The organism is Ensifer sp. (assembly GCF_031989085.1).
Taxonomy (GTDB): Bacteria; Pseudomonadota; Alphaproteobacteria; order Rhizobiales; family Rhizobiaceae; genus Ensifer.
In genome coordinates, this window is the sequence record NZ_DALZXU010000008.1 from 113,300 (window position 1) to 140,034 (window position 26,735).

At 60.1% G+C, this 26,735-nt stretch carries 29 protein-coding genes and 2 pseudogenes; 18 read left to right on the top strand and 13 right to left on the bottom strand.

Annotated elements, in window-relative coordinates:
- Window positions 1-15: 15 nt before the first annotated feature.
- The 4 genes from RTP54_RS25435 to RTP54_RS25450 form a co-directional block, all read right to left on the bottom strand.
- A complete protein-coding gene (locus RTP54_RS25435) occupies window positions 16-753 on the bottom strand; it encodes an ATP-binding cassette domain-containing protein (RefSeq protein ID WP_312366384.1) in 738 nt (245 codons plus the stop codon).
- Window positions 753-1,772, bottom strand: a complete 1,020-nt coding sequence (locus RTP54_RS25440) for an ABC transporter permease (protein WP_312366386.1) — start codon at window positions 1,770-1,772, stop codon at window positions 753-755. Before RTP54_RS25440 ends, RTP54_RS25435 begins: the two co-directional genes overlap by 1 nt.
- A gap of 69 nt (window positions 1,773-1,841) precedes the next feature.
- Window positions 1,842-2,792 carry a substrate-binding domain-containing protein gene (locus RTP54_RS25445; protein WP_112805550.1) on the bottom strand — a complete coding sequence of 317 codons (951 nt, stop codon included), beginning with the start codon at window positions 2,790-2,792 and terminating at the stop codon, window positions 1,842-1,844.
- 168 nt (window positions 2,793-2,960) lie between these two features.
- Window positions 2,961-4,409 carry an aldehyde dehydrogenase family protein gene (locus tag RTP54_RS25450; protein ID WP_312366606.1) on the bottom strand — a complete coding sequence of 483 codons (1,449 nt, stop codon included), beginning with the start codon at window positions 4,407-4,409 and terminating at the stop codon, window positions 2,961-2,963.
- On the opposite strand from RTP54_RS25450, the gene RTP54_RS25455 reads away from it, so the two are divergent.
- From RTP54_RS25455 to rpsU, 3 genes are all read left to right on the top strand, one after another.
- Window positions 4,341-4,601, top strand: a complete 261-nt coding sequence (locus tag RTP54_RS25455; protein WP_312366616.1) for a hypothetical protein — start codon at window positions 4,341-4,343, stop codon at window positions 4,599-4,601. The genes RTP54_RS25450 and RTP54_RS25455 overlap by 69 nt on opposite strands.
- Window positions 4,598-5,299: a GntR family transcriptional regulator gene (locus RTP54_RS25460; protein WP_312366388.1), complete on the top strand. Its 702-nt coding sequence runs from the start codon at window positions 4,598-4,600 to the stop codon at window positions 5,297-5,299. Before RTP54_RS25455 ends, RTP54_RS25460 begins: the two co-directional genes overlap by 4 nt.
- 328 nt (window positions 5,300-5,627) lie before the next feature.
- Window positions 5,628-5,858 (top strand): 30S ribosomal protein S21, encoded by a 231-nt coding sequence (gene rpsU, locus RTP54_RS25465; protein WP_057249963.1) that lies wholly within the window; start codon window positions 5,628-5,630, stop codon window positions 5,856-5,858.
- A 425-nt stretch (window positions 5,859-6,283) separates the two neighbouring features.
- On the opposite strand, the gene RTP54_RS25470 is transcribed toward rpsU, so the two are convergent.
- Together RTP54_RS25470 and RTP54_RS25475 are read right to left on the bottom strand one after the other, a co-directional pair.
- Complete coding sequence (locus tag RTP54_RS25470) at window positions 6,284-7,132, bottom strand: EamA family transporter (protein WP_312366394.1); 849 nt, start codon at window positions 7,130-7,132, stop codon at window positions 6,284-6,286.
- Entirely contained in the window at window positions 7,129-7,698 is a 570-nt protein-coding gene (locus RTP54_RS25475; RefSeq protein ID WP_312366396.1) for a nitroreductase family protein, read from the bottom strand. Before RTP54_RS25475 ends, RTP54_RS25470 begins: the two co-directional genes overlap by 4 nt.
- Before the next feature lie 102 nt (window positions 7,699-7,800).
- On the opposite strand from RTP54_RS25475, the gene RTP54_RS25480 reads away from it, so the two are divergent.
- The gene (locus tag RTP54_RS25480) at window positions 7,801-8,706 is read left to right on the top strand and encodes a LysR family transcriptional regulator (protein ID WP_112817869.1); all 906 of its coding nucleotides are present in this window, start codon (window positions 7,801-7,803) and stop codon (window positions 8,704-8,706) included.
- 93 nt (window positions 8,707-8,799) lie between these two features.
- Entirely contained in the window at window positions 8,800-10,149 is a 1,350-nt protein-coding gene (gdhA, locus tag RTP54_RS25485) for an NADP-specific glutamate dehydrogenase (protein WP_112805538.1), read from the top strand.
- A gap of 232 nt (window positions 10,150-10,381) precedes the next feature.
- On the opposite strand, the gene RTP54_RS25490 is transcribed toward gdhA, so the two are convergent.
- Window positions 10,382-11,299: a LysR family transcriptional regulator gene (locus RTP54_RS25490; protein ID WP_312366400.1), complete on the bottom strand. Its 918-nt coding sequence runs from the start codon at window positions 11,297-11,299 to the stop codon at window positions 10,382-10,384.
- 163 nt (window positions 11,300-11,462) lie between these two features.
- Between RTP54_RS25490 and RTP54_RS25495 the strand changes: the two genes are divergently transcribed.
- From RTP54_RS25495 to RTP54_RS25530, 8 genes are all read left to right on the top strand, one after another.
- Complete coding sequence (locus RTP54_RS25495) at window positions 11,463-12,158, top strand: ABC transporter permease subunit (protein ID WP_312366608.1); 696 nt, start codon at window positions 11,463-11,465, stop codon at window positions 12,156-12,158.
- On the top strand, window positions 12,155-12,874 hold the full coding sequence (locus RTP54_RS25500; protein ID WP_312366402.1) for an ABC transporter permease subunit: 720 nt from the start codon (window positions 12,155-12,157) through the stop codon (window positions 12,872-12,874). Before RTP54_RS25495 ends, RTP54_RS25500 begins: the two co-directional genes overlap by 4 nt.
- Window positions 12,874-13,653, top strand: a complete 780-nt coding sequence (locus RTP54_RS25505; RefSeq protein WP_312366609.1) for an ATP-binding cassette domain-containing protein — start codon at window positions 12,874-12,876, stop codon at window positions 13,651-13,653. Before RTP54_RS25500 ends, RTP54_RS25505 begins: the two co-directional genes overlap by 1 nt.
- A 34-nt stretch (window positions 13,654-13,687) precedes the next feature.
- A complete protein-coding gene (locus RTP54_RS25510; protein WP_312366404.1) occupies window positions 13,688-14,515 on the top strand; it encodes a lysine/arginine/ornithine ABC transporter substrate-binding protein in 828 nt (275 codons plus the stop codon).
- Between the two features lie 64 nt (window positions 14,516-14,579).
- The gene (locus RTP54_RS25515; protein ID WP_312366406.1) at window positions 14,580-15,701 is read left to right on the top strand and encodes an FAD-dependent oxidoreductase; all 1,122 of its coding nucleotides are present in this window, start codon (window positions 14,580-14,582) and stop codon (window positions 15,699-15,701) included.
- Entirely contained in the window at window positions 15,685-15,984 is a 300-nt protein-coding gene (locus RTP54_RS25520) for a (2Fe-2S)-binding protein (RefSeq protein ID WP_312366408.1), read from the top strand. Before RTP54_RS25515 ends, RTP54_RS25520 begins: the two co-directional genes overlap by 17 nt.
- Window positions 15,985-15,986: 2 nt before the next feature.
- Window positions 15,987-17,465 (top strand): NAD(P)/FAD-dependent oxidoreductase, encoded by a 1,479-nt coding sequence (locus RTP54_RS25525; RefSeq protein WP_312366410.1) that lies wholly within the window; start codon window positions 15,987-15,989, stop codon window positions 17,463-17,465.
- A gap of 22 nt (window positions 17,466-17,487) precedes the next feature.
- A complete protein-coding gene (locus RTP54_RS25530) occupies window positions 17,488-17,832 on the top strand; it encodes a RidA family protein (RefSeq protein ID WP_112805526.1) in 345 nt (114 codons plus the stop codon).
- A 57-nt stretch (window positions 17,833-17,889) separates the two neighbouring features.
- On the opposite strand, the gene RTP54_RS25535 is transcribed toward RTP54_RS25530, so the two are convergent.
- Both RTP54_RS25535 and RTP54_RS25540 read right to left on the bottom strand, forming a co-directional pair.
- The gene (locus RTP54_RS25535) at window positions 17,890-18,801 is read right to left on the bottom strand and encodes a LysR substrate-binding domain-containing protein (RefSeq protein ID WP_312366413.1); all 912 of its coding nucleotides are present in this window, start codon (window positions 18,799-18,801) and stop codon (window positions 17,890-17,892) included.
- Between the two features lie 40 nt (window positions 18,802-18,841).
- Entirely contained in the window at window positions 18,842-19,105 is a 264-nt protein-coding gene (locus tag RTP54_RS25540) for a hypothetical protein (protein ID WP_312366618.1), read from the bottom strand.
- Between RTP54_RS25540 and RTP54_RS25545 the strand changes: the two genes are divergently transcribed.
- From RTP54_RS25545 to RTP54_RS25560, 4 genes are all read left to right on the top strand, one after another.
- Complete coding sequence (locus RTP54_RS25545) at window positions 18,987-20,558, top strand: ABC transporter substrate-binding protein (protein ID WP_312366610.1); 1,572 nt, start codon at window positions 18,987-18,989, stop codon at window positions 20,556-20,558. The genes RTP54_RS25540 and RTP54_RS25545 overlap by 119 nt on opposite strands.
- Window positions 20,559-20,600: 42 nt before the next feature.
- Complete coding sequence (locus RTP54_RS25550; RefSeq protein WP_312366415.1) at window positions 20,601-21,701, top strand: FAD-dependent oxidoreductase; 1,101 nt, start codon at window positions 20,601-20,603, stop codon at window positions 21,699-21,701.
- A 46-nt stretch (window positions 21,702-21,747) separates the two neighbouring features.
- Window positions 21,748-22,098: a RidA family protein gene (locus RTP54_RS25555; protein WP_112805518.1), complete on the top strand. Its 351-nt coding sequence runs from the start codon at window positions 21,748-21,750 to the stop codon at window positions 22,096-22,098.
- A gap of 368 nt (window positions 22,099-22,466) precedes the next feature.
- Window positions 22,467-23,747, top strand: a complete 1,281-nt coding sequence (locus RTP54_RS25560; RefSeq protein WP_312366417.1) for an adenylate/guanylate cyclase domain-containing protein — start codon at window positions 22,467-22,469, stop codon at window positions 23,745-23,747.
- Between the two features lie 505 nt (window positions 23,748-24,252).
- Here the strand turns inward: RTP54_RS25560 and RTP54_RS25565 are convergent.
- The 4 genes and pseudogenes from RTP54_RS25565 to RTP54_RS25570 all read right to left on the bottom strand — a co-directional run bounded on the left by RTP54_RS25565 (window position 24,253) and on the right by RTP54_RS25570 (window position 25,667).
- On the bottom strand, window positions 24,253-24,822 hold the full coding sequence (locus tag RTP54_RS25565; protein ID WP_312366418.1) for a hypothetical protein: 570 nt from the start codon (window positions 24,820-24,822) through the stop codon (window positions 24,253-24,255).
- 35 nt (window positions 24,823-24,857) lie between these two features.
- A pseudogene (locus tag RTP54_RS31105) lies at window positions 24,858-24,995 on the bottom strand (NmrA/HSCARG family protein); the annotation flags it as partial.
- A 5-nt stretch (window positions 24,996-25,000) separates the two neighbouring features.
- A pseudogene (locus tag RTP54_RS31110) lies at window positions 25,001-25,075 on the bottom strand (NAD-dependent epimerase/dehydratase family protein); the annotation flags it as partial.
- Between the two features lie 46 nt (window positions 25,076-25,121).
- Entirely contained in the window at window positions 25,122-25,667 is a 546-nt protein-coding gene (locus RTP54_RS25570; protein WP_312366419.1) for a VOC family protein, read from the bottom strand.
- A gap of 281 nt (window positions 25,668-25,948) precedes the next feature.
- Between RTP54_RS25570 and RTP54_RS25575 the strand changes: the two genes are divergently transcribed.
- Window positions 25,949-26,662 (top strand): YafY family protein, encoded by a 714-nt coding sequence (locus RTP54_RS25575; protein WP_312366159.1) that lies wholly within the window; start codon window positions 25,949-25,951, stop codon window positions 26,660-26,662.
- Window positions 26,663-26,735: the final 73 nt, after the last annotated feature.

The window sequence follows — 26,735 nt, forward strand, 5'->3', positions numbered from 1 at the left end:
TCTTGAAGGGATGTGTCAGGTCAGCACGACATACTCGGTCAGCTTGTTGATCGTCGTGTCTGCCTTGTCGACATCGAACACTTTCGTGCCGTGGCTCATGATCACGAAGCGATCGCAGACCTGGTAGGCGTGGTAGATATTGTGCGTCACCAGCACGCTGGAAACATTCTCCGCCTTGAGCTTCAGGACCTGGTTCAAAAGCGCCTCGGTCTCACGCACGGAGAGCGCCGATGTGGGTTCGTCGAGAAGCAATATGCGCTTCTTGAAGTAGACGGCGCGGGCAATGGCGACCGCCTGTTTCTGACCACCGGAGAGGTTGCCGACGAGCGTGTCGGGGGAATCGATGCCCGAGATGTGCACCGCGTTCTGCAGCACTTCCATGGCGATGTCGCGCATCTCTGCCTGTCGGAGAAAGCCGAAACGATCCGTCAGTTCGCGCCCCATGAAAATGTTGCGGGTGATCGAGAGGCTGTCGACCAGAGCAGTGTGCTGGTAGATCGTCTCGATACCGGCATCGGCAGAGTCCGAGCGGCAGGTGAAGGCCGTCTTCTTGCCATCGACGCTGAGATAACCTTCCGTCGGTTTGTGTATGCCGGAGATAAGATTGACGGTCGTCGATTTGCCGGCGCCGTTGTCGCCCAAAAGACCGACTACTTCACCTTCGCTGATATGGAAGCTCAGGTTGCGGAGCGCCGTGAGCGCACCGAAACTCTTGGAGATATTGTGCAGTTCGAGAAGATTGGGGGTCGACATCACGCAAGACCTCGCCGCTCGATAAGATGGTTGAAGATGGCGGCCAGCACGATCAGGGTCGCGATGAACATGTCGAGATAGAAGCCCGGCGCCCGCAGCAAGAGCAGCACATCGGTGATGGTGTGGATAAGCATCACGCCGAGAAAGACGCCAATGATCGAGCCCCGCCCGCCGCGGAGCGACAACCCGCCAATGACGCAGGCGGCAATCGCCTGAAGTTCGAGGCCAGCACCTTGTCCTGGCTGCACGCTGCCGACGCGGGCGGTCGCAATGATGCCCGCCACGGCCGCCATACCGCCTGCAATCGCAAAGGCGATAAGCTTGACGCGGTTGGTATTGATGCCGATGGCCTCGGCAGCACCCCGATTGCCGCCGGTTGCAAAGACGTGGTTGCCGAAGCGATGGCGGTGCAGGAGGAAATGAAATCCGACGACGAAGAGGATTATCCAGATAAAGGCGGCGTTGATACCGAAGAGGGTCCCGGAAAAGAGGCTGGTGAAGATCGGTTCCGGATCGAAGCGAACCTGGACCGCTCCGTTATAGAGAAGCACAGCACCGCGCCAGAACAGCAGTCCTCCGAGCGTCACGATGAAAGATGGCAGGCCGAAGCGCAGGGTGATGTGCCCGTTGAGAAGGCCGATCATCACGCCGGTCAGGATACCGAGAGGGGCAGCGATGAAGGCGCTAACGCCAGCACCAACCAGACTGGCCATAAGGATGGCAGTGAAGGTGTAGACGGAGCCGATGGAAAGGTCGAACTCGCCGGCAATCATCAGCACGCCGGCACCCAGCGCCAGACAGCCGAGCACCGGGATCGCCTTCATCAGGATCGTCAGGTTTTGCGGCGAAAGATAGCGAAAATCATCGGGATAAAGGAGCGCTCCGGCGATGCAAACGATCTGCAGCGTTGCGAAGACGAGCAGGATCGCCCCCGCGGGCATGCTCATGATCTGCTTGAGAACGGATTGTCTCTGGGTCCGCGAACGGGGCGCGGCACTGTCGGCTAGGATAGGTGTCACGGTCTGTCACTCGATCGATTGGGAACGGGGAACCTGCCGAATGCGCCGGCAGGCCCCCACGAAACGCGGTTAGCGGTAGCTGCCGATCAGCGGCTTGACCGAGCTGATGCGCGATTTGTCGAGGAAGGCTCCCTGCCCCGTGTCGATATCGGTCGGGGTCAGACCGTATTTCTTGGCCAGCGCAATCTGGGCGATCGGGTGATAGCCCTGCAGATAGGGCTGCTGGTCCATGGTCGCGAACATGGCGCCGGACTCGACCGCGTTGACGATCTCGACTGCGAGATCGAAACCGCCGAACGGAATGTTGACGCCTGCATCCTTGATGGCGCCCGCACCAACGGTGGAGGTTACGGACCCCGTACCGAACAGCGCCTTGATGTTCGGATTGGCAATCATGAACTGCGCCATGATGTTCTGCGCTTCGGCCGGATCAAGACCGGCACGCACCGTCTCGACCTTGATACCGTTCTCGGCCATTGCCTTCTCGATGCCACCACCACGGGCGACGGCAAAGCTGGCCTCGGGGATCTCGCGCGGATTGAACACCACATCGCCGGACTTCAGGCCGAATTCCTTGATCATGCGGTTGCCGAGCTCGTAGCCGGAGGCAAACTCGTTCATTCCGACATAGGCTTGGCGGCAATTGCCCTTGGCACCATCCAGGTCGTCGTTGTTGAAACCGATGACGACGATCCCGGCCTTCACGGCCGCGCAGATGCTTTCATCGAAGGCATCCGACGAGGAGATTGCGACGGCAATACCGTCGACACCGCTGGCCGTTGCGCTTTCGATCAGGTCGTTCTGGCGAACCGGGTCGTTGTTGGCATATTGCACGTCGAGGTCCACGCCGAACGCAGCGGCGGCGTCTTGTGCGCCTTTCACCACGGGGTTAAAGAACTGGACGCTCGGATCGAGATAGATGATCATGGTTGCCTTGACGTCTGCGGCAACGGCTGTCGACGCCAACGTCGTGGCAATACCCGCAGCAAGCACCGCGGCTCTAAGCTTGGTCAATTTCATTTGCGTGTCCTCCCATTGGATGTGCAATGCGGGTCGCAAGACCCAAATCTCGGCTGGCGGGCTCCGACCAAAGATCACGCCAGCCGAGGTTTTCCTCCCGAGCCTCTCCGCCATTCTCCCAAAAGCGGAAACGCTCAATTTCCCGTTACGCCCCAGTCGCCACCATCATTATCCAAACCATGGCGTCGGGCGTCCGAGCGTCACGTGTACGCCCTTGAACTGCGAATACTCGTCAAAGCCATAGCGGCCGAGCTCGCGACCAAGCCCGCTCTTCTTGTAGCCGCCGATCGGCATTTCAGGCGTCCCGTCAATGACGCTGTTGATCCAGCAGCGACCGGCGCGGATGCGGCGAATTGTTTGGAGCGCGTTTTCGAGATTGGTCGACCAAACCGAGGCCGAAAGACCGAACTCGCTGGCATTTGCCAGCGCCACGGCCTCGTCCGCCGTCTTGAAGGTCAAGGTCGACAGGACCGGCCCGAAAATCTCCTCGCGCGCAATCGACATTTGAGGCGTCACGCCACCAAAAACCGTCGGCGCGTAATAGAGACCTGCACCGCTCCCGACCCTTTCACCGCCGAGCAACAGTTCGGCGCCGGCAGCGACACCAGCCTCCACATAGGAATGCACTTTTGCGGCATGCGCCTCCGAAATCATCGCGCCGATCTTGGTGCGTTCATTCAGCGGATCGCCAAACGTCACCTTGCGCGAAATATCAAGAAGGCGGTCCATGAGCGCATCACGGATCTCCTCCTGAACCAGAAGCCGGCTGCCGGAAATGCAGCACTGGCCGGCATTGTGATAGACGCCGTAGGCGATGCCATCAGCTGCCGCTTCAAGATCCGCGTCGGCAAAGACGATCTGCGGCCCCTTGCCGCCGAGCTCAAGCCCGACACGCTTGACGCTGCGCGCGGCTATCTCGCCAAGCTTGGTGCCGACACGAACCGAGCCGGTGAAAGCCACCATGTCCGTGCCTTGATCTTCCGCCAGCACCTGACCGGCCGGATCGCCGTAACCGGTGACAACGTTGAAGACGCCATCAGGGATGCCGGCTTCCCGCGCCAGCTCCGCCATGCGGATCGAGGTGCCGGATGTGAATTCGGAAGGCTTCAGGACGACCGTACAGCCGGCGCCAATCGCCCAGGGAACCCGCTCCGATGCGATGATAAAGGGGAAATTCCAGGGCGTGATGATACCGACGACGCCGACAGGCTCTCGCAGCACAAGGCCGAGGCGGTCGTCGCCTATATTGTTGTGCGTCTGGCCTTCGAGCGCCCGCGCCTGGCCGGCGGCATAGGACCATAGGTCGGCGCAAAACCCGATCTCACCACGCGCCTGGGCGATCGGCTTTCCGACCTCGAGACTTTCGATCAAGGCCAGTTCTTCCTGACGCGCCAGAATAAGGTCTGCCACCTTGAACATGAGCCGCGACCGCTCGGCGCCCGACATGCGCGGCCATGGGCCTGTGTCAAACGCACGGCGAGCAGCGGCGATCGCAGCGCGCACGTCATCAGCCGAGGCCTCTGGCCATGTGCCTACCACGACGCCGGCATGTCCGGGGCTCACACGTTCGACGGTCTTGCCGGATGCGGCATCAACCGACTTGCCATCGACAAGCATCTGATAGCGAGCTTTGATGCTCAGCCGTGGGTCAGTGGAATCAGGCGCAATGAAATTGGACAGCACTATTTCTCCAAGGCCGGCACGCTGTGCCGCCCCCTCCCTCTCGATCCGGTTTTTGACACCCGGATTTATGTTGCGTTGAAACTGTATGGTACTGTATGGTGGTTAAAAATGGAAGTCAACGCATGACGGTAGCGAAAGAAATGAACCTGGAATCCCTGAAGATCGACACGGGCGAAACCGCGGCAGCGCAGGTTGAACGAGACCTGCGGGAATTGATTATCCGCCTGGAACTCGCCCCCGGTGCGCGCTTATCCGAGCAGGAGATTGCCACCCGTATGGGCGTGTCGAGACAGCCGGTGCGAGAGGCACTGATCGCTCTCGGCAAGTCGAAACTGGTCGATATTCGCCCGAACCGAGGCACCGTTGTCGTGCGGATCTCGGCCCGTCAAATGATGGAAGCGCGTTTCGTCCGCGAAGCGATCGAGACGGCCGTGGCGCGTCGCGCGAGTGAGACCTTTGACACTTGGACGCGGCGCAGGATCGAAACGATCCTCGATCGTCAGAAGGCGGCAAATGATGCTGGAGACCACAACGCCTTCCGCCGGGAAGACGAGCAGTTCCATATTGCGATCGCAGAGGGTGCTGGTTGTGGGCTCGCCTGGAATGCCATTTCGGACATCAAGGCCCATATGGACCGGGTGTGTAACCTGCAACTGCGTCATCCCGATTCCATGACGCGGTTAATCGCCGAACATGAAGCGATCATCGACGCTATCGACGCGAGGGATGCTGATGCGGCGGCGAATGCGATGCGTGCCCATCTCAATGGCATCCTAGCGGACCTGCCGCAGATCGAAGCTCAAAATCCCGAACTTTTTGAGTGAAAGTCACCCGAACGGACACCAGCGGCTGCGGCGCAGTCGTCCTTTTCCTGCGGACACCATATCGGCCGATGGTGCAGCTTTGCGTCGCTGATCTGAGAGGACGGCCGGTGGATACCTTCAGTCTCGAGGCCTCTGCGGGGACAGCATCTGGCTTCATCGGAACCGTGTTGCACTTCTTCCACAATGCCGCCGAATTTCGAAGGTCATCCGACTTCCGCGTCGCCTCCCTTTCCATTTTCAGAAAAGCGCGAATTCCTGCGACGTGTGATCTAGGAATCCGCTCGAAAACTTGTAGATTGAGCGACTTTTTCCAACCGACGGAAGACCAATGCAGGTTCTAGTACGTGATAACAATGTCGATCAGGCGCTCCGCGTTCTGAAGAAGAAACTTCAGCGCGAGGGCATTTTTCGTGAAATGCGGATGCGCGAGGCCTTTGAGAAGCCTTCGGTCAAGAGGGCGCGCGAGAAAGCCGAGGCGGTGAGCCGCCAGCGCAAGAATGCTCGCAAGCAAATGCAACGCGAGGGCCTGCTCCCGTCGAAGCCGAAAAAGAGCAGATAGCTTCATCAACGCTTAAGGACGCCGCTGTGACAGTGGGTAGAGCGACCCACTCTCTCAGCCGGCGCCTGAGACGGAAGAAGCCGATCCACGTCTGGGCCGTCGCCCTCCTCTCTGAACGACATCACCGCAACACGCCGCTTGCTTGAGACCGGCGAACGATCTTACTCGGATCGGCGAACGGGGATGGCCGCGCTGACCGTTCTTTCGCTTCTGCCGGCAAAGCATCAACCAAGGTCATCAAGGAAGTCACATCCGTCGACGAGAGTTCCCGATGGACCTTGCGTATCGAGCCAGAGACGCACGTTTGTGACATCCCGCCGTGGCGGTGCAGCGCATGCCCCCCAATCATGCGGACGCTTTGTCGGTACCGACCGGCTCGTTGCTCGACCTTAAAAAAAATCAATCACCGTGCGTGTGCTGACCATTTAACCATTCGTGCGCTGGCTGAGCCAAATACTGCCGATAACCAGTGCGATGCCGGCAAACTGGAGCAGGGTCAGTGTCTGCCCGAGGAACCCCCATCCGAGAAGCACGGCGGTGAGCGGACTGAGAAACAGAAGCGACGATACCACCGACGGGGACAATCGCCCGATGCCTCGAAACCAGAGGGCATAGGTGAAAGCCGCGCCGATCAGGCCCAGCCATGCCAAGCCCAGGAGATTGGAGACCGTCGGAACCGGGATGGGGACGCCGGCGATCAGAACAACGGGAAGCAAAAGCAACCCGCCTGCCGTCAGTTGCCAAGCTGTGAAGGTGAGAGGCGATACCGGCGAACGCCATTTGCGCGCCAGAATACTTCCGAGTGCCATGGATGTTGCGCCGGCCAGCCCGGCGACAATGCCGATGGCGTCAAGAGCGGCGCTGGGCGTCAGAACCAGCAGGGCGACGCCACCCATCCCGACCAAGGCGCCAATGATGGTTGACGCACGCACGGGGCTTGAGAGCAGAAATGAAGCCAGAAAGACGACGATCAGGGGCTGCGCCGATAGCACGGTGCCCGCAACGCCTCCGGGCAGCCGGTAGGCCGCGACGAACAGCATGCTCAAGAAAATCGCGATGTTGAGAGCTCCAAGCACGAATGCGCGCAGCCACCAGATGCCGGTCGGCAACTCCCTCACAATCATCATCAGCAGCAAGCCCGCGGGCAAGGCTCGCAACATGGCAACGGCCATAGGTGAGAACCCTGGCAAGAATTCGGTCGTCACGAGATATGTGCTGCCCCAGATGACCGGTGCAATTGCCGTCGCCGAAATGTCGGAAAGCTTTGTCTTCATGATGTTTGCAGAACCTCGGAAAGCGGACGACGCGGTTTCTGTGGCCAGTTGCCTTGTCTGATGCGACCGACAGCGAAGAGCATCACCGGCATCTCAATTTGAGCGAGGCCAAATTCCCGGACGCCCTCGGCGGCATACATCAGTGTCGCTGCGCCAAGGGGGGCAGAACATATCGCCTCATCGCGACCCGCACCAGGTTCGGCGTATTGCGCCCTAACGCTCTCCTGCCATCCCGAAGCCGTGTCTTGCGATGTATGATGGCCTGCTTCGACGAACGCCGGCGATCGCGCGGCAATGGTCACATGATCGGGAGACTGCCGACAGATAATGAAGGTGACGGCGGCCTCTGAGACCTTGACCTGACCATAGGCCAGTTTGTGGAGCCTCACCTTCGCATCAGATGTACGGGGTGCAAAGAGCCGCCAATTCTGCAGGTTGTAAGCCACCGGTGCGCGCGTCGCGAGACGATCGAGATCTTCAATCTCGGCGTTAGTCGGCTCATGAGACGGATCGAATTGAGGAGCGGACACGCGCTTCTCGATAAGCCCGATTGTTGGATGACACATTACGAAATCCCCTGACATCGTTATCGGAAGAGATAACGAATTCACCTTTGGATGATAATAAGCACCCAGAGAACGAAACTCTTATCCATTGGAGCATAATGAATGGACCGCTTCACGGCTTTGCGGGTCTTCAGATCCGTCGCGGAACTGGGCAGTTTTGCAGAGGCAGCTCGCATGCTTGGCCTTTCACCACCCGCCGTCAGCAAGAATGTAGCGGAGCTTGAAGCGCATCTGGGCGTTCGACTGATCAATCGGACGACGAGACGGATGGCTCTGACGGAGGAAGGCAAGACCTATTTCCACTATGTCACCCGGGGCCTCGATGCGCTAAGCGAAGCGGAAACGGCACTCTCACTTACGAAGCAGTCGCCTTCCGGTACGCTGCGCGTGAGTGCACCGATGACCGTCGCGCTTGTTCGCTTTTCTGAGGCAATTCCGGAATTCCTCGCACGTTATCCCGACCTCAAGCTCGACCTGCATCTCGATGACCGCCTCGTCGACATTGTTCGCGACGGTTTCGACCTGGCGATAAGGGGTAGCAGCGCTCTTGAAGATTCAAGCCTTGTCGCGAGAAGACTGGCAGTGACGCCGCATGTACTCTGTGCCGCTCCCTCTTATTTCAAGCGGCATGGAATGCCGACAACGCCGGCTGATCTGAAAGCGCTGGACCACGTTCGTTTCCTCTACGGCGGGAACGTTGATATCTGGGAATTTCGGAAGGAAGCGCGCACCGAAAGGGTCAAAGTCCAGGCGCGCTATTCGGTAACATCGAGCTTGGCCGTCCGTGACGCGCTGCGGGGCGGTTTTGGTGTCAGCCTGATCCCCCTGCCGTTTGTCGAGAGAGACTTGCAGAATGGGCGGCTTCAATCGGCATTAGACGACTGGACAACGACAGAAATCACACACTACGCGATCTATCCGTCGCGTCAGCATCTGGCGCCCAAAATCCGCGTCTTTCTCGACTTCCTGTCCAAACAGTTTAATCGCGCGCCGTCTGCTCTCGAGTAACCGCAAGCCGCGTCGATTTCTTGTTCAATCAAACGTTGAAAGAGGTTATCTCCTCTACGGTCGACGATTTGGACAAAAGGGAGAGACAAAAAATTGGTCAAAGTGGATGAAAAGCTCGAGCCTATTCTGAACGAAGTTCTGAAGCGTAATGCGGGCGAACAGGAATTCCACCAAGCGGTGCGAGAGGTTCTCGAGAGCCTCGGGCGGGTTATCGCAAAACATCCGAAATATGCCAACAACGCCCTTATCGAGCGGATATGCGAGCCCGAGCGTCAGATCATTTTCCGCGTTCCATGGGTTGACGACAAAGGTCAGGTCCAGATCAACCGGGGCTTTCGCGTTCAGTTCAATTCCGCGCTCGGGCCCTACAAAGGTGGCATCCGGTTCCATCCTTCAGTGAATGTTGGAATTATCAAGTTTCTCGGTTTCGAACAGACCTTCAAGAACGCGTTGACAGGAATGCCTATCGGCGGCGGCAAAGGCGGCTCGGATTTCAACCCGCGCAATCGCTCGGACGGCGAGATCATGCGTTTTTGCCAATCGTTCATGACCGAGCTGCATCGACATATCGGCGAATACACCGATGTTCCCGCCGGCGACATCGGTGTCGGCGGCCGCGAGATCGGATACATGTTTGGCCAGTACAAGCGTCTTACAAATCGCTACGAAGCCGGAGTTTTGACCGGCAAGGCACTGTTTTACGGCGGATCCCGCGCGCGCAAGGAAGCCACCGGATACGGCGCGACCTACTTTGTTCAACGGATGCTCGCGACGACGGGTCAAGGCTTCGATGGCAAGCGGGTCGTCGTGTCCGGTTCTGGCAATGTCGCGATCTACACCATGGAAAAGGTGAAGGAGTTCGGCGGCAAAGTCATCGCGTGCTCCGACTCCAACGGATACGTCGTCGACGAGCAGGGCATCGATCTCAATCTCGTTAAGGAGATCAAGGAAGTCTACCGCGAGCGCATCTCGGAATATGCGAAAAGAAGGGGAGCCGGATCCCACTATATCGAGGGTGGTTCTATCTGGGACGTGCCCTGCGACGTCGCCATGCCATCCGCTACTCAAAACGAGTTGACCGGCAAGGATGCCAAAACCCTGGTGAACAACGGCGTTATTGCCGTGGGCGAAGGTGCCAACATGCCGACGACGCCGGAAGCGGTCCGCCTGTTCCAGGAAGCAGGCGTGCTGTTTGCTCCGGGCAAGGCCGCCAATGCGGGTGGCGTCGCCACGTCGGCCCTGGAAATGCAGCAAAATGCATCGCGCGACAGCTGGACCTTCGAGCAAACTGAAAAACGCCTTGCTGTCATCATGCACAATATCCATGACACCTGCGCCGAAACTGCGGAAGAGTATGGAGCTCCTCGAGATTATGTGCTCGGCGCCAACATCGCCGGCTTCGTCCGGGTCGCAGAAGCTATGGATGCGCTCGGCGTGATCTGAACGAAAGACAACTGCTCCCGATCCAGATCGGCACGGTCATCACACCGTGCCGATTGATCGCCCAGGTGCGATCGCTCGTCCATAGGAAGATAGCCGCGGTCCTGGAACGAGAGGTATTGGAGCTGTTCAGCTTGCCGCGAGAGGGAGAGCAAGAACCCGCAAACCTTCCGCGTGGGTGTAAGGCAAAAGGCGACGGGAACTCCGCCGTCGTTCCCGTCGACACGTTATGCGATCATGGCGGCCCGATAGTCGAAGTCGAAGTCGAATCTCCCGCAAGCAGCGCTTCATGGTAGGTCCAGAACTCGCTCACAAACCGTTCGGCGAGCACGCTGTCGGACCCCTGGCTGCGCCGGATCGCGAGGAAGCCTGCATCGACGAAGATGGCGAATGGCCTGACGACAACGCCGCGCCCACGGAATTCGGTCGCGGACGATGGGTCGATAATCGCAATGCCCGCCCCTTCGGAGACCAGCGTCAGCGCGGTATGGGAAAGGCGCGTTTCCAGCGTCGATGACCGAGGAATGCCGGCCAGCGCTACCTCCACGCGCATGGCAAACAGCGTGCCGGGCTCCAGCGTGATCATGCGCTCATTGGCGAGATCGGCCGGCATGATGTCTTCCCGGTCGGCGAGCCTGTGACCAGTGGGAACCGCGACGACCGCAGGTATCGGACGGGTCTCGATCAGAAACCCGGGACGGTCGAGCGGACCATCGGCAAAACCAAGGTCCACCTGCCCCGATGCGACCGCCTCGATCACCAGAGACGACGGAATACCGTTCAGCGACGCATGAACGTTAGGACGGTCGCGCAGGAACCACGCAAGGAAACGCGGCATGATCCCGTTTGCCAGTGCTGGCATGGCGGCAATGCGGAGCATGCCGGCATTCTGCCGGCTGATCTCTTCGGCAAACGCCTTGATGCGCGATAGACCGACATAGGCCCGCTCCACCTCCTGGAGCAACGTCAGGGCCTCGCGAGTGGGCGTCAGCTGGTTTCCCCTGCGGTCAAACAGCTTCAGCTTCGTATCGATTTCAAAGTCACGGATCAGCCGGCTCACCGCCGGTTGAGTGATGGACATCAGCTCCGCCGCCGCTGTCATTTTTCCGGTCAACATCACGGTACGGAACGCTTCCACCTGACGCAGGTTCATGGATCACCATAATATTTGGTTATGCTCGCGGCCAGATTACGAATTTGACGGTATTGAAGCAAGCTGGCAAACCCACTGGAAAACAAACCGTGGCGTCTGGCTCGAACCGGCGCCGCACCAAGGGAACAAACTGGTGGGTGCTTTGAGCGCGTATCTCGATCTGATGGGGTTCGCCGAGGGAGCCTGGGGCATGGATATGCTCAAGGCGACAGGCGTTACCCTTTGCGTTGCCCTCAGCGGCTTTGCCGCCGGGGCGGTTTTTGGCTGTCTCTCCGCGGCGGCGTCGTTCTCGTCGCTGCGTGTTCTGAGAGCGTTGGCCGATGGTTACACCACCATCCTGCGCGGTATTCCCGACCTGCTCGTCATCTATCTCTTCTATTTCGGCAGCAGCGCCGTTTTAAGCCAACTCGGCGCTCTGTTCGGCTCCGAGGGCTTCATCAGCGCGCCCGTCTTCCTGACGGGCGCTCTGGCGATCGGGGTGGTTTCAGGCGCCTACCAGGCTGAGGTCTATCGCGGTGCGGTACTCGCACTCTCGAAGGGCGAAATTGAAGCAGCAAGAGCCTATGGCATGCCGAACCACCTTCTCTTTCGCCGCATCATCCTGCCCCAAGCGACGCGGTTCGCAATCCCGGGGGTCGGCAATTTCTGGCAACTGGTGCTGAAGGAATCAGCGCTCATCTCGGTGGTGGGGCTGATCGAACTGATGCGACAGGCCCAGATCGGCGCGGGCTCGACCCGCAAGCCCTTCACGTTCTTCCTGACGGCTGCGGTGCTTTACCTGCTGATCAGCTTCGTGTCGGGCGTCCTGTTCCGGATTGCAGAGAAGCGCGCCATGCGCGGGATCAGGCGGGCACTATGATCGATCTTCCCTTCATCTACGACGCCTTCGTGCAGCTTTGCAGCGGCATCCCGCTGACGCTGCAACTGGTGGCAGTGTCCGTCGCGTCCGGCGCCGTTCTGGCAATTGCTCTCGCAGCGATGAGACTGTCGTCCTGGCCGCCGCTCGATCTCCTGGCGCGGATTTACATCTTCGTCTTTCGCGGCACGCCGCTTCTGGTGCAGCTCTATCTCATCTACTACGGTCTCAGCCAGTTTCCCGAACTGCGCAAGACCTTCCTATGGCCGTTCCTGCGGGAGGCCTATTGGTGCGCAGCACTCGCGCTCGCGCTCAACACAGCAGCCTACAGTGCCGAAATCATCCGCGGCGGCGTGCTCTCAGTGCCTGCCGGGCAGATCGAGGCCGCGCGTGCCTATGGGATGAGTGGCTTTACTCTCGTTCGCCGCATCATCACGCCACAGGCGCTGCGGCAGATGCTGCCTGGCTACTCCAACGAAGTGATCCTGATGGTGAAATCGACGGCGCTGGCCTCGACCATAACCATGATGGAAGTCACAGGGCTGGCGGCAAAACTCATCTCGGCGACCTACCGCCCCGTGGAGATCTTCATCGCCGCCGGCGCGATCTATCTGTTGCTCAATTTCATCGTCAGCCGGCTGTTCAAGCTGTTCGAGTACCGGCTTTCAGCCGCGCAGCGCCAACCACTCTTCCGACGTGCCGCAGGAGAAAATGCATGATGAACGCAGCCCTCACGCCGGCCGTGAAGATCACCGGGCTCGAGAAGAGCTACGGTGCCTACAAGGTGCTGCACTCCATCTCGTTCAGTGCCAACCAGGGTGAGGTCGTCTCGATCCTCGGGGCCTCGGGATCCGGCAAGTCCACGCTGCTTCGCTGCATCAACATGCTGGAAGTGCCGGATGCGGGCGAAATCTCCATTCACGGTGAGAGCTACAGGCTTACACAGCGTTCGGGCTTTGCCCCGCGCGTCGCCGATCCGAAGCAACTGCTGCGGCTTCGCTCCCAGGCGACGATGGTGTTTCAGTCCTTCAATCTCTGGTCACACCTGACGATCCTGGAAAATCTGATCGAAGCGCCGGTCTATGTGCAAAAGCGCAAGCGTGCCGAATGTGTCGCGGAGGCTGAAGCCCTCCTCGAGCGGGTGGGCATTGCCGACAAGCGCGACTTCTATCCGGCGCATCTTTCCGGCGGCCAGCAGCAACGTGCGGCGATTGCCCGGGCCCTCGCAATGCGGCCCAAGATCATGTTGTTCGATGAGCCGACTTCGGCGCTCGATCCGGAGCTGGTCGCCGAAGTGCTGAAGGTCATGCGCGATCTCGCAGCCGAGGGCCGTACCATGCTCGTCGTTACCCATGAGATGGGCTTTGCCCGCGACGTCTCGAACCGCGTTCTGTTTCTGCACAAGGGGCTGATCGAAGAGGACGGCCACCCGGAACAGGTCTTCTCGAACCCGAAGAGCGAGCGCTTCCGCCAGTTCATTTCCAAGCACAACGCCTGAAACCAACTTTGAAAAAACGAAGAGAGGAGAACGCATGAAACTGAAGATTATCTTGTCCGCCGTCGGACTGCTGGCAACGGCACAGGTCGCGCAAGCGGAGGACGCGATCCGCATTGCCACGGAAGGCGCCTATGCACCGTGGAACTTTTCCGGCCCCAACAACGTGCTGGAAGGCTTCGAAATCGACCTGGCGAACGAGCTGTGCGAGCGCATGAAAGCCAAGTGCGAAATCGTCGCGCAGAACTGGGATGGCATCATCCCTTCGCTGACCGCCGGCAAATACGACGCCATCATGGCGGCAATGAGCATCACGCCAAAGCGTGAGGAAGTCATGGCTTTCTCCGCCCCCTACGCCGCAGCGATCAATTCCTTTGCGGCAATGGAAGACAGCGATCTCGCCAACCTGCCGGAAACCGGCAAGCCGCTTTCGGTCGATTCCGAAGCCGCCAAGCCCGTGCTTGAGGAAATTGCCAGGAAGATCCAGGGCAAGGCTGTCGGCGTACAGGGCTCCACCACGGCTTCCGCGTTCATGGAACAGTACTTTCAAGGCGGCGCCGACGTCCGCGAATACAAGACCACCGAAGAGCACAACTTCGATCTCGCGAGCGCACGCCTCGACGCAGTCGTGGCCAATGCGACCGTTCTCGCAGCAGCGCTCGAGAAGGACGACATGAAGGGTGCGAAACTCACCGGCCCGCTCTTCTCGGGCAAGGTGTTCGGCATGATCGGCGTTGGAATGCGCAAGGAAGACACCGCACTGAAGGCGCGTTTCGACGACGTCATCAAGGCTGCCGTCGCCGACGGCACGGTGAAGAAGCTCTCCGAGAAGTGGTTCAAGGTGGACGTGAGCCCGCAGGAATAAGCCTCGACAACCGGCCCGTCCGAGTTTCGGGCGGGCCACGCCACCGGCATACGGACCGAAAAGCATGCGCAGACTACCAGATCAAGACATCGTCATCATTGGAGCAGGCCTTGTGGGCGCCGCCCTCGCCTGGGGCCTTGCGCGCGCGGGTGAGCGACCGCTGCTTCTGGACGGAGACGATCTGTCGCTGCGCGCATCTCGCGCCAACTTTGCGTTGATCTGGGTTCAGGGTAAGGGTCTCGGCGCTCCCCATTATGCACGCTGGACAATGCGCTCGACCCGCCTTTGGCCGGAATTCGCGGCCGCATTAAAAGAGACTTCCGGCGTCGATGTCGCCCTGAAGCAAAATGGGGGCTTCACCTTTGCGCTGAACGAAGCCGAGCTGGAACGGACGCATGAAGACGTCGTGGCGGTTGCACGCGAACTTGGCGATGATGCCACCGAGCATACCCTGCTCGACCACGCAGAGACGGCGAAACTGGTGCCGGCGATCGGACGGGATGTCGTCGGCTCCGTCTATTCGCCAATGGATGGCGACGTGAACTCGCTCCGCCTGCTCCGGGCGCTTCATACCGGCATGATAAATCTAGGCGCTGCTTACGAGCCGCATTGTGAGATCGACGAGATCACACCCCGATCGGGCGGGTTCCAACTGAAGGGCGGCTGGGGCGAGGTTTTCGCCAAACGCATCGTCCTGACGGCTGGCGTCGGCAACAGCCGGCTTGCCGCGATGGTCGGCATTCACGCGCCCTCCGTGCGCAGCAAGGGGCAGATCCTCGTCACCGAAAAATGCCGTCCATTTTTCCCCTACACCTCGGCCACGCTCAGACAAGCCGACGAAGGCGGCGTGATGATCGGCGACAGCCAGGAAACCCACACGGACTCGATTGCCACCAACCAGGACATCAGCGCGGTTCTGGCCGATCGGGCCATCCGGACATTTCCCTGCCTGAGCGGCGTCAACGTCCTTCGCTCCTGGGCCGGCTTTCGCGTCAAGACGCCCGACGGTTTTCCCATTTACGAGCAGTCGGCCGACCATCCCGGTGCCTATGTGGCGATGTGCCATTCCGGCGTGACGCTTGCCGCAATCCACGCGCTCGTCGTCGCCGGTGAGATCGCCACCCAGCAGGCCGTACTTGCCGGCAACACATTCCCCGGCCGGAGATTTCATGTTTCGCAGAATTGATAAAGCAGCGGATACCGTCGCCATCACGTTCGACGGTATCCCGATGCGCGTCGACATCGAACAGACGGTGGCCGCTGCACTCCTTAACCAAGGTATTAGCACGTTGCGCACGAGCGTCGTCGGCGATCGCCCACGTGCGCCCTATTGCCTGATGGGTGTCTGCTTCGAATGCCTGGTCACCATCGACGGCGTTCAAAACCGGCAGGCTTGCATGACCGTCGTGCGTGACGGGATGGCGATCGCATCGCAAAGCGGTGCCCGCTCTCTGGACGAGGAGTGCTGACGATGGCGCTCCGGAAAATCGAAGACCTTCACCTTCTCGACCGCGAATACGATCTCGCAATCATCGGTGCAGGGCCGGCGGGGATGGCCGCAGCGGCGCAAGCGGCCGCCGCTGGCGCGCGAACGATCCTCCTTGATGAAAACCCCGCCCCCGGCGGCCAAATCTACCGGTCGATCGAAAGGAATTCGCCAGCAAGGCGCGCCTTCCTCGGCAAGGACTACTGGAAGGGAAAGGGCGTCCTTAAGGCATTTCTTCAGTGCGACGCCGCCTACCTGCCCCAAGCACTTGTCTGGAGTGTCGAGCAAGGCGAGACCGATGGAAAGGTATCTGTCGAACTGCGCGTTTCGGCCGGTGGCAAAAGCAGCATCGTCCATGCGCGACGGGTCGTCTTCGCCACCGGCGCGATGGAACGGCCGATGCCCGTAAGGGGGTGGACGCTTCCCCGCGTCATGACGATCGGCGCGGCCCAAATCGCACTCAAGTCTTCAGGGCTGGTGCCCGACGGCCGCGTTGTTTTGGCAGGCAGCGGCCCCCTACTTTATCTCTTTGCCGATCAATTGCTACAGGCAGGTGGCAACCTCGTCGCGGTACTCGACACGACGCCGCGTTCGAACTGGGCGAAGGCGCTACCTTTCCTGCCCCCGTTTCTGGTTTCGCCCTATCTGTTGAAGGGCCTGGCACTGTTGGCCAAGGTCCGGCGCTCGGTACCGGTTTTCAACGGTATCAGGGCGATCGAGATTATCGGTCAGGACCGGGCCACCGCAATCCGCTTCCAGGCCAAGGGCCGGACGGAGGAAATCGACATCGACAGCGCCTTCCTGCATCAGGGGGTCGTGCCCAACAACAGCCTCGCCAACGCGACCGGATGTCTTCTTGCCTGGAATGACCGCCAGAAGTGTTTTCAGCCAGAACTTGACACACGCGGTCGATCCTCGCTGCCGGCGATCTACGTCGCCGGTGACGGCGGCGGCATAGGCGGCGCGCTTGTCGCGGAGGTCGGTGGGCGGATAGCGGCGCTGGCCGCCTGTCTCGATCTCTTTCCGGAGAAGGCGCGCCGGATCGGACCGCTGCTTGCCAAGCACGAAAAGCGGCGCAGGGTCTTGTCGCGCGGGCGCACCTTCATCGACACGCTCTATCAGCCCGCCCCGGCGTTTCGCGCGCCGACCGATCTGGAGACGATCGCATGCCGCTGCGAAGAAGTGACGGTCGGCGCCATCCGTGATGCCGCCTCGCGCAACGTGGTCGGCCCCAACCAGCTCAAGACGATGCTGCGTTGTGGCATGGGGCCGTGCCAGGGGCGAATGTGCACGGCGACCATCACCGAAATTCTGGCTGACGTGCAGCAGCGGTCCCCTGCCAATATCGGCACCTACAGGCTTCGCGCACCGATAAAGCCCGTCCCCTTGCGCGAGTTTGCCTCGCTCCCCCTCACGCCGGATGCCGTTCAGGCCGTTACCGGTGACCACTCCGACAGAAGCTGACCCCTCAACAAAGGAAACAAAAATGGCAGAACGTCATCTCCGCACACCAATCATGCACCGCGTCGTTGAACACAACGGCATCGTCTATGTCGGCGGCACGACCTGTGACGACGAAAGCCTCGACATGGCCGGCCAGACCCGGGAAATCCTGGCGAAGATCGATCGTTATCTGGCGGAAGCTGGCACCGACAAGACGAAGCTCCTGACGGCCACGATCTTCGTGACCGACCTTGGCAAGAAGCCGGACATGGATGCCGTTTGGAAGGCGTGGATTACCCCAGAAGAGCTGCCGACCCGCGCGACCGTGGGCGTTGCCGATCTCGGTGGCGACACGCTGATCGAAGTGGTCGTCTCGGCCTATAAGTAGCCGTCGCTGACCGGATCAGGCGAGACGACCCAGTCTCGCATGATCCGGCGCAGTCATTCAGGCGCTCGGTCGGGACTGAAGCTTGTCGAACGGGGCGACCGCCTGTCGCAGAAAATCTATGAGCTTGCTGGCTGCGAGCGATCGTGGATGGTTCCTCGGTGTAAGCAGCCACAGATCGATCGTCGTTTCCGGAACGATACTGCGCCGCACGAGAACGTCGCTGCCAAAATCGAGCCCGACGAACGAAGGCACGATGGAAACGCCGACGCCATTGGCAACGAAACAACAGGCCGTCTCCGAGAGCGGAACCTCGATCCGGTTTCTCTTCTGCACGCCCTTGATCTGGAAGGCGCGGTCAATCGTCATCAGCGAGCAATCGTCACGCGCCAGCGAAACGAAGGGATCGCCGCCGAGATCTTCGAGATCGATGACGGATTTGTCCGCCAGCGGATGGTAGGCGGGAAGAACGCAGACCATTTCGAAACGCATAAGACGCTCGGCGTCGACGTTGGGATGCTCGAACGGCAGCACGCTGAGGCCGATATCCACCTGTTGTGCCGCGACGAGATCGATGATGCGCGGCGAAGGCAGGCTTCGCATCGTGAAGTGAATATCGGGCTGTTCGGCAAGCAGGGGCGAAAGCGCTTGGGCGAGAAAACGCGTGGTCAGCGCCGGCGGGGCGACAAGCGTGATCTCTCCCCATTCCTGATTGCGGACGGCGTCGGCGAGCCGAGCCACGCGCACGGTCCCCGAGAACATCTTTGCGACCTCGACCGCAAGCATGCGGCCTTCGAGTGTTGGCGTGAGCCGGCCGCCGGCGCGAACGAAAAGCCGGAAACCGCAGGCATCCGAAAAGCTGCGCAGGAGCTTGCTGACCGCCGGCTGAGAGATCCGCATGCGCTCGGCGGCAAGCGTGACGGATCCGGTCTCGACGGTATTGTGGAACGCCTCCAACTGGCGGATGTTCATGGGTATGCCTTTGCCTTGAATCGAACAATATGAGTTTAGGTTATAACGATCGGATAATTTGATATTTGACAATCATATCACCGTCTCGCTTCTCTGACACCAACCAAACACGACGGATCGGGCGTTCGATCTGCTTCAAAAAGGGAACGAGAATGAGAATAGCTCTGGGAACGGCCCTGCTGACTTTGGCGCTTTCAACTTCGGCACATGCGGGCGTCTTGTCGGTATGTGTGGAGGGATCGCCGGAAATCTTCAATCCGCAGCTGAGCAGCAGCGGAACGACATCGAACGTGCTGGCCAACATCTACGACAATCTGGTGTCCGTGAAGGCGAACAGTTCGGACATCGAGCCGGCGCTTGCCGAAAGCTGGACGATATCGGATGACGGCCGAACCTACACATTCAGGCTGCGCAAGGGCGTGAAGTGGCAGTCCAACGATCAGTTCACCCCGACGCGGGACTTTAACGCCGATGACGTGGTGTTCACCTTCGACCGGATGCTGAAGTCGGACCACCCTTACGCGAAGATCAGCAACGGTACGTACATCACCTTCAACACCAAGCTCGCCGATAACCTTGAAGCTGTCGCCAAGATCGATGATTACACCGTTGCCTTTACCTTGAAGGAGCCGTTGGCACCTTTTATCGGCATCATGGCACACCAGTCTCTTGCGATTACATCGGCAGAGTATGCCGATGGCTTGATGAAAGCGGGGACGCCCGAGACGTTCGACCGGATCCCGATCGGAACTGGACCTTTCGCACTGCAGGCCTATCAGCAAGATGCTGTCGTTCGCCTCATGCCGTTCAAAGAAACCTGGGGTGCCGCGATCGGCGACAAGAGCCGGACACCCATGGTCGACGCGGTGGTGATGGCCATCAGTGCCGATGCTCCAGTGCGGCTCCAGCGCGCACTCGCCGGCGAGTGCCAGATTGCGCTTTACCCGAACCTTGCCGACCGCGCCCAGATCGAGAACAGCGACACGCTCGAACTTGTGCAGACGCCGGTGGCATCGACCGGGTTCATCGATTTCAACTTCCGCGACGAGAAGTTCCGGGACAAGCGGGTAAGAACCGCATTGGCCGAAGCCATCAACGTGCCGGCGCTCGTCGATACGGTCTACAACGGCATGGGCATAGCCACGGGCGCACTTATTCCTCCGGTCCTCTGGGGACATGACAGCGAACTCCAGCCGCACCCCTATGATCCCGAAAAAGCAAAGGCGCTTCTCAAGGAAGCCGGATATCCGGACGGCTTTTCGACGGAGATATGGGCGATTCCGGTCTATCGCCCCTACATGCCGAACGGGCGTCGCGCTGCCGAGATGATCCAGGCCGACTGGGCGAAGATCGGGGTAAAAGCCGAGGTCGTTAGCTTCGAATGGGGCGAGTACATCCAGCGCGCCCGAGCGGGAGAGGCTCCGGTAGCCATGTTCGGAGGCATCTATGATTTTCCGGACCCGAGCCAGATCCCGAACAACTACTTCATCTGCGACTCCGACGGCAAGCCAAGCCCCTCCAACGTGGGTGCCTGGTGCGACAGCGAGTTCATCAGCCTGATGAACGAAGCTGGGCGTATCGAGGACAAGGAGAAACGTATCGAACTCTATAAGAAAGCGCAGGCCCGCTTTCATGAAGAGGCCCCCGCCGTCATTCTTGGCGGAGCCGACACGCTGACTGCCGTCAGCAAAACCGTTCACGGCTTCCAGCCCGCCATTTTCGGAACAAGCCGCTATTCGGGCGTGACCGTCGACTAGGCGGGTCGCACGGGCCAGCAACCTATTTGCATTGGAGCAAACATGAAAGTGCTAATCATTGGCGCCGGCATTCTTGGCGCCAGTACCGCCTATCACCTCGCGAAAAGGGGAGTCGACGTGGAAGTCGTCGACGCCCAGCATGAGGGAAAAGCAACCCTTGCCGGCGCCGGCATCGTCTGCCCGTGGGCAACCAAGCTCGAAGACGGCGACTTCTATGACATGTACGCCGCCGGCGCAGCCTATTATGCCTCCCTGGTCGACGGCCTGAAGTCGTTCGGCGAGGTAGATCTCGGATATGGCAAGGTCGGCGCCCTGGTCGTGGCCGAGGACAGGCAGGAGTTCGAGGCGGCCGCCGAGCGCGTGGCGCGGCGCGTTGCCAACGTTCCAGAAGCCGGTACGGTCGAACATCTGAGCCCGGCTGCGGCCCGCGAGAAATTCCCGCCGCTGCGCGAAGGGATGGAGGCGATCTTCATCCCCGGGGCCGCGCGGGTCGATGCGCGGTTGCTCGCGGCCGCAATGCTGCGCGCCGCAAGCTCCCTTGGAGCGAGGGTCAGACAGGATCGCGTTTCATTGGCGTTGGAGGATGGACGCCCCGTCTGCACGGCCAGCGATGGAACCGCGCTTCAAGCGGACGAAATCGTCGTCACGGCCGGTGCATGGGCGTCGCAGATTTTCAACCCATTGGGCATTCAGCATCCGGTCGCACCCCAGAAGGGCCAGATCATCCATCTTCGTCTGCCCGGCGTGCAAACATCGAACTGGCCCGTTCTCCTGCCGATGGGCAGCCACTACCTGCTCGCATTCGACGATTCCCGCGTCGTGATCGGCGCGACCCGCGAGGACAATTCCGGTTTCGACTATCGCGTGACCGTGGGTGGCGAAGCCGAAGTCCTGAACGCGGGACTGGCGATCGCCCCGGGGCTTGCGACCGCGACACACATAGAAACCCGCATCGGCTTTCGCCCGGCGTCAAGCAGCATGAAGCCCATTCTGGGCAGAGTTTCCGGTCTCTCGGGTTTGACGGTCGGCAACGGCCTCGGCGCCGCCGGCCTCACCATCGGCCCCTTCGCCGGAAAGCAACTCGCGGAACTGCTGACGGGCGCTCCGCTCGACATCGATCTCACGCCCTACGCCCCGGCTTAAATCGCCGGCCGGCATTGAACTCAACACAAATGGAAAAGGAACAATCATGGTAACGCGTTACCGGAAACATCGCATCATGCATGCGGCTGTCGAACACAACGGCTTGATCTTTGTCGGAGGCCACGCAGCCACCGACATCTCCGTCGGCATGAAGGAACAGACGCAGCAGGTCTGCGCCAAGTTAGACGGCGTGCTGGCCGAATGCGGCTCCGACAAGACCCAGCTCGTATCCGCCCGGATCTACATCAGCGATATGTCGAAGAAGGAAGAGATGAACGAAGCCTGGCTCGAATGGCTCGACGAGGACGACCTACCGTCACGCGCAACCATCGGCGTCGCCGATCTTGGCGATCCGAAGAGACTCATCGAAGTCGTGGTCGTCGCCGCCAAGAACTAGCTTAAGCAACATGAAGCCCAGGCTCGACTGGGCTTCAACCAACTGCTCATAAGTGTACCAGGAGGCGCATACGTTTATTTGGGATCATTAACTTATGCGCCCGGGTCCGAAGCCGAAAAGTTGATTGGCTCTATCGGAAATTCCTGACGATACATTATGCGATTATTTTGGCTCGAAAAGTGCACATCACAGCAACAAGGCTTGCAGGGCTCTAGGAAGCACAGTTCTGTCCGGCCCGTAAGCGCGTCCACGCTTAGATCTGTAAACGACAACTTTGCGCCCCCATCTCGGCGTAGAGCTAAATTTGGCCTCGGCCCAGCAGCGCAATTCGACTTCTTACCTGCGGGCGATGCAGCTATGATCGGGTCATGGATACCCGTGATTGCAACAAGATCGCCGCTTGGTTGGCTGAGGCCGGCCTGCTGGGGATTCGAGACGAGGCCTCGTTGACGCGGGCATTCTGCGAACGATGCGTCGAGGCTGGACTGCCGCTCGGCAAAGTCTTCGTGATGATCGACACGCTGCATCCGATGTATGAGGCGCGCGCGTATTTTTGGGACGAGGGGCCCGAAAACCCTTTCCGCGAAGAAGAGTATGTCGGCAGTCGTGATCCGGAAGGTACGGCGCAGTGGTCGCGTAGCCCCTTCCTGCAGATGCTGCGCCGGCGCGAGACCTCGCTGCGCTGCCGGCTGGAGCACGGCGAAACCCACGGCTATTCAGCGATCCAGGAACTGTGCGACGCTGGTCAAACTGACTATCTGGCTTTCGTCTACCGTACGCGGCAGGCAGTCCGCGTCGAAGATGTCGATGCATTCTATGCGCGTTTCACCACGGCTCGGCCGGGGGGATTCAGCGACGTTGATGTGGCTTGCCTGGCGCAACTTACGCCGCACCTCGGCCTCGCCATCAGGTCCGCTGCGCAAACCCGGCTGACGAAGACGCTCGCCGAAGCCTATCTCGGCCGCGATGCCGGCCGGCGTGTGCTCAGCGGCGCGATTCGACATGATGCTGTGAGGCGTATCCGGGCCGTGCTCTGGTATTCGGACATCACCGGCTACACCCATCTCTCCGAGTCCGTGCAGGCCGATCAGCTGATCCCTCTGATCAACGACTATGCAGAGGCGGTGATTGGGGCGGTCAAGTCGGCCGGCGGTGATGTCCTGAAGCTGATCGGAGACGGCGTGCTGGCGATGTTTACGAGTTCCCGGCCGGAACATGCGTGCCGAGCGGCCGTTGACGCGGAGCACGATCTACGGCTGCGGCTCGGCCAGCTTGCACGCCGCCGTAAAACAGAGGGCCTGCCTGTCGCCGACATCCATCTCGGTCTGCATGCGGGCGATGTGTTCTACGGCAACATCGGCACACCCGACCGGCTCGATTTCACTGTGGTTGGCCAGGCAGTCAACGAAGTAAGCCGCATCAGCGATATGTGCCATTCCACAGGGCGTAACATGCTCTGCTCCTCGGAATTCGCCGACCTCCTGCTGGGGGAGGAACGAGACAAGCTCGTTTCCGTCGGGCGATTTGCGTTGAAAGGCGTTGGAAAAGCCAAGGAATTGTTCACGCTCGATCCAAGCCTTGCAGCCGCGGGTACGACACCGAAAAAAATGACGACCTCTCGCCGGCGGGCATCTGTGGCGAGGCCTTGATGGGACAAGGCCGGCCCTCGATTCGAGACGCTCTATTTCGCCTTAACCGCTGCCCTGGATGGAAAGATCCGTTCGATCCAGCTTTCTCCGCCAGGAGGGACCTGTCAACGAGAAGCTAGTGCTGCCGCCGACAAAGTCATAATTAGCTGGTGCCAAGCAACTGCAGCGCACAGGCCTTTTTCCCGCTGTCGTAGGTGGTTGGCGGTCGAACCCAATCATATAGCCTTTTCCATCTGAGCCGACACGGATGCCGGAGATTTCTGCGGCATTGAGCAGGCGCAAACCTGCGTCGGGCACCAATGCTCACCCGCCATCCGTGATGGGCCTCGTCGATGGCGAGGCGGCTGGTTGCCTTGACGCAGTCATATGCTTTGGGGTTCTCGGGCCGATGCATTTTGCGGGTGTCCGCAACGAACGGGCCAATTCAGGTGCGGCTCCCGAGGGAGGGGGTGCCGCTCGCTTACCTGCAACATCGGTCACACTCCGTGATCACTAAGCGGATGCATCAGTGTGCGGCGCGGAATTGTTCGGCGTTCTCCTGAGCCCAGAGGGCGAAGGTACGCGCGGGAAACCCCGTGACAGTCTCGACGGCAGGCAGCACGACGCCGGCCTCGTCGGGCGGGTTGATCGCGAGCTGGAGGCCGAACTCCACATAGTCGTCGTTGTAACCGTAGCTGCGCAGCTTTTCGCGTTCGCGGTCTTGGGTAAGCTTCACAAAACTTATGTCCAGGCCGGTGGCTTCTGCGAGAATTCGGGTTCGTTCCTCGGGTGTCAACGCTTCCTGCCCCGTCAGCTGGTAGCTCCTTCCGCCGTGTCCGTCTTCGGTCAGCGCACAGACAGCAACACTGGCGATATCGGCTTCGTGGATGACGGCACTGCGGTAGGAGGCAAGCATGGACACCGAGCGGCTGGTGCGGATCTCGTTCGCCCATTCCAGGGCGTTACTCATGAACTCCTTGGGCCGCAGGATGGTCCAGGCGAGGTCGCTGGACGTAAGCGCGCGTTCGATACTCGTTGGGGACCAGCCGCCCAGCACGGTCGAGCGCCGAACGCCGGTGCGTTCGGCGAGGGCCACGATTTCGGCACCATTTGTGAGTTCGTTGTAACCTCCCCTCCGAAGGTAATCAGGTGGACGGCGTCAACGTCGCGGAAAGCGCCTTCGAGCGTGCCGGTGTCACTCAGGTCGCTTGCGACCGCTTCGGCTCGGGGTGGGAACCCGGCGTTTGCGGGGTTGCGGGTGAGGGCACGGACCTCGTGCCCGCTTCATGGAGCTGGGTGACGAGGTGTCGTCCGACGTTGCCGGTTGCTCCGGTCACGAGAATGCGCATGATCGGTGTCCTATGGGTGGTGTCTGGCTAGTGCGATGTATAGGGGCTACGACGTAGAAGACGCCCGTGGGTCCTTGAGTGCTGCCATCGCATCGACGAGGGTTGAGCGGATGTATTCCAGTTCGGGGCTTGTGAACGACTCCCAGCTGTTGTCCGCTGCCGCTGCCGCATCCAGCTGTCCCCAGTCTTGCGTGTCCGTCGGGGGATTATGACGGTAGACCCACCACAGGTTGCCCTGAGGATCTTGGAAACGCGAGAAGACGTCCCCGAAGAACTCTGTCGGCCGCGTAACGATGCGGGCACCCAGTTGCTCGGCCCGTGCGAGGGTCGCGGGGACGTCGTCGACATAGACCCGAGTGAATGCAGGCGTGAAGGGCCAGTCGGGTTTGCGGTCTGAAATCGTAATCATCGAGTCGCCGATGAGCAGCTCGGAGTGCAGGATCAGTCCGTCGGAATCGACGGTACGCGCCTCGGGCACATTGACGGCGCCAAAGACTTCGGTGACGAACGCGATCAGCGCACTTGCATCGTCAGTCATGATGAACGGATTGACGGTGTTCGAACCGGCAGGTCGAGCGGGCACGACGGTCATTCTTATTCCTTTCAGAGGGGTCTAGTTGCATGGTGCGGAGGGCACGGAGCCCGAGAAAAAAGCCCAGGATCGCGGCCACGTTTCCGGAGAAGAGGTCACATTCGCCGTCTACAACGCGGGTGAGCGGGTTGAACTGGTCCGCCTTGATGATGTGATGGCGGCTGTGACAATTTGCGATCACCAGCAATTCTCCACGCTGAAACGAGCAGACATTAGATACGCGCTGACTGCTGACATGACCCTGTCAGCAGTCCCATGTGAAATTTGTTTGGGGGTCTGAAATGAGAAGAACGAGCCGCCTTTTTGAACTTGTCCAGGCCTTGCGAGGGGCACGGCGTCCGCGCACCGCGTCGGGGCTTGCGGAGCAACTCGAAGTCTGCAAGCGGACGATCTACCGCGATGTTGTATCGCTTCAGGCGATGGGCGTGCCGATTAGAGGCGAAGCGGGCGTCGGCTACATGATCGAGCCGGGATTCGACTTGCCGCCGCTCATGTTTACTATCGACGAGGTTGAAGCCCTGGTCGTTGCTCTGTGCCTCCTGCAACGGACGGGTGACGTGGGCTTGAACGTCGCAGCTGGAACGATTTTGGAGAAGATTAAGGACGTCATCCCAAAGGCTGTTTCTGGTCCGCTCGTTACCGACAGCCTTTACGCGACACCGCCCGGTCCATCACCGGTCAAAGGTTTGGATGTGGCCATGATCCGGCAGGCCATTCGAGAGGAGCGAAAGCTGTTCCTCAATTATTCGGATGCCGCAGGTGAGGCAACGTGCAGACTGATTATGCCCATAGCGCTAGCGTACGACGTCGAAGCCCACATGATCGTTGGATGGTGCGAGTTGAGAAGCGCGTTCCGTCGTTTCCGGACCGACCGAGTTCAGTCTTGTTCTCTCGTCTCTGAACGATTTCACGGTAAGGGCGACGCTTTACGTCGCCTTTGGCAGACACACTTAGGCATTCGCAATGGCGATTGGACGACAGTGGGTATGCATTGATCGTATCAAGCTGAGATCAGCGCAGCCGCATCATCGATCGGCTAGCCGCGGATTTTCTGCGCGACCTGTTGCG

What these genes read in the sequence shown, in the direction of transcription:
- RTP54_RS25435 (WP_312366384.1), bottom strand. Translation starts at nt 753, where the DNA reads ATGTCGACCCCCAATCTTCTCGAACTGCACAATATCTCCAAGAGTTTC.
- RTP54_RS25460 (WP_312366388.1), top strand. Translation starts at nt 4,598, where the DNA reads ATGACGGTAGCGAAAGAAATGAACCTGGAATCCCTGAAGATCGACACG.
- RTP54_RS25540 (WP_312366618.1), bottom strand. Translation starts at nt 19,105, where the DNA reads ATGTTGGCCAGCACGTTCGATGTCGTTCCGCTGCTGCTCAGCTGCGGA.
- RTP54_RS25455 (WP_312366616.1), top strand. Translation starts at nt 4,341, where the DNA reads ATGTCCGGGGCTCACACGTTCGACGGTCTTGCCGGATGCGGCATCAAC.
- RTP54_RS25480 (WP_112817869.1), top strand. Translation starts at nt 7,801, where the DNA reads ATGGACCGCTTCACGGCTTTGCGGGTCTTCAGATCCGTCGCGGAACTG.
- RTP54_RS25535 (WP_312366413.1), bottom strand. Translation starts at nt 18,801, where the DNA reads ATGAACATCCGCCAGTTGGAGGCGTTCCACAATACCGTCGAGACCGGA.
- RTP54_RS25475 (WP_312366396.1), bottom strand. Translation starts at nt 7,698, where the DNA reads ATGTGTCATCCAACAATCGGGCTTATCGAGAAGCGCGTGTCCGCTCCT.
- RTP54_RS25445 (WP_112805550.1), bottom strand. Translation starts at nt 2,792, where the DNA reads ATGAAATTGACCAAGCTTAGAGCCGCGGTGCTTGCTGCGGGTATTGCC.
- RTP54_RS25490 (WP_312366400.1), bottom strand. Translation starts at nt 11,299, where the DNA reads ATGAACCTGCGTCAGGTGGAAGCGTTCCGTACCGTGATGTTGACCGGA.
- RTP54_RS25560 (WP_312366417.1), top strand. Translation starts at nt 22,467, where the DNA reads ATGGATACCCGTGATTGCAACAAGATCGCCGCTTGGTTGGCTGAGGCC.
- RTP54_RS25550 (WP_312366415.1), top strand. Translation starts at nt 20,601, where the DNA reads ATGAAAGTGCTAATCATTGGCGCCGGCATTCTTGGCGCCAGTACCGCC.
- RTP54_RS25495 (WP_312366608.1), top strand. Translation starts at nt 11,463, where the DNA reads ATGGGGTTCGCCGAGGGAGCCTGGGGCATGGATATGCTCAAGGCGACA.
- RTP54_RS25500 (WP_312366402.1), top strand. Translation starts at nt 12,155, where the DNA reads ATGATCGATCTTCCCTTCATCTACGACGCCTTCGTGCAGCTTTGCAGC.
- RTP54_RS25510 (WP_312366404.1), top strand. Translation starts at nt 13,688, where the DNA reads ATGAAACTGAAGATTATCTTGTCCGCCGTCGGACTGCTGGCAACGGCA.
- RTP54_RS25530 (WP_112805526.1), top strand. Translation starts at nt 17,488, where the DNA reads ATGGCAGAACGTCATCTCCGCACACCAATCATGCACCGCGTCGTTGAA.
- RTP54_RS25450 (WP_312366606.1), bottom strand. Translation starts at nt 4,409, where the DNA reads ATGCTTGTCGATGGCAAGTCGGTTGATGCCGCATCCGGCAAGACCGTC.
- RTP54_RS25515 (WP_312366406.1), top strand. Translation starts at nt 14,580, where the DNA reads ATGCGCAGACTACCAGATCAAGACATCGTCATCATTGGAGCAGGCCTT.
- RTP54_RS25470 (WP_312366394.1), bottom strand. Translation starts at nt 7,132, where the DNA reads ATGAAGACAAAGCTTTCCGACATTTCGGCGACGGCAATTGCACCGGTC.
- RTP54_RS25555 (WP_112805518.1), top strand. Translation starts at nt 21,748, where the DNA reads ATGGTAACGCGTTACCGGAAACATCGCATCATGCATGCGGCTGTCGAA.
- RTP54_RS25525 (WP_312366410.1), top strand. Translation starts at nt 15,987, where the DNA reads ATGGCGCTCCGGAAAATCGAAGACCTTCACCTTCTCGACCGCGAATAC.
- RTP54_RS25520 (WP_312366408.1), top strand. Translation starts at nt 15,685, where the DNA reads ATGTTTCGCAGAATTGATAAAGCAGCGGATACCGTCGCCATCACGTTC.
- RTP54_RS25505 (WP_312366609.1), top strand. Translation starts at nt 12,874, where the DNA reads ATGAACGCAGCCCTCACGCCGGCCGTGAAGATCACCGGGCTCGAGAAG.
- RTP54_RS25575 (WP_312366159.1), top strand. Translation starts at nt 25,949, where the DNA reads ATGAGAAGAACGAGCCGCCTTTTTGAACTTGTCCAGGCCTTGCGAGGG.
- rpsU (WP_057249963.1), top strand. Translation starts at nt 5,628, where the DNA reads ATGCAGGTTCTAGTACGTGATAACAATGTCGATCAGGCGCTCCGCGTT.
- RTP54_RS25570 (WP_312366419.1), bottom strand. Translation starts at nt 25,667, where the DNA reads ATGACCGTCGTGCCCGCTCGACCTGCCGGTTCGAACACCGTCAATCCG.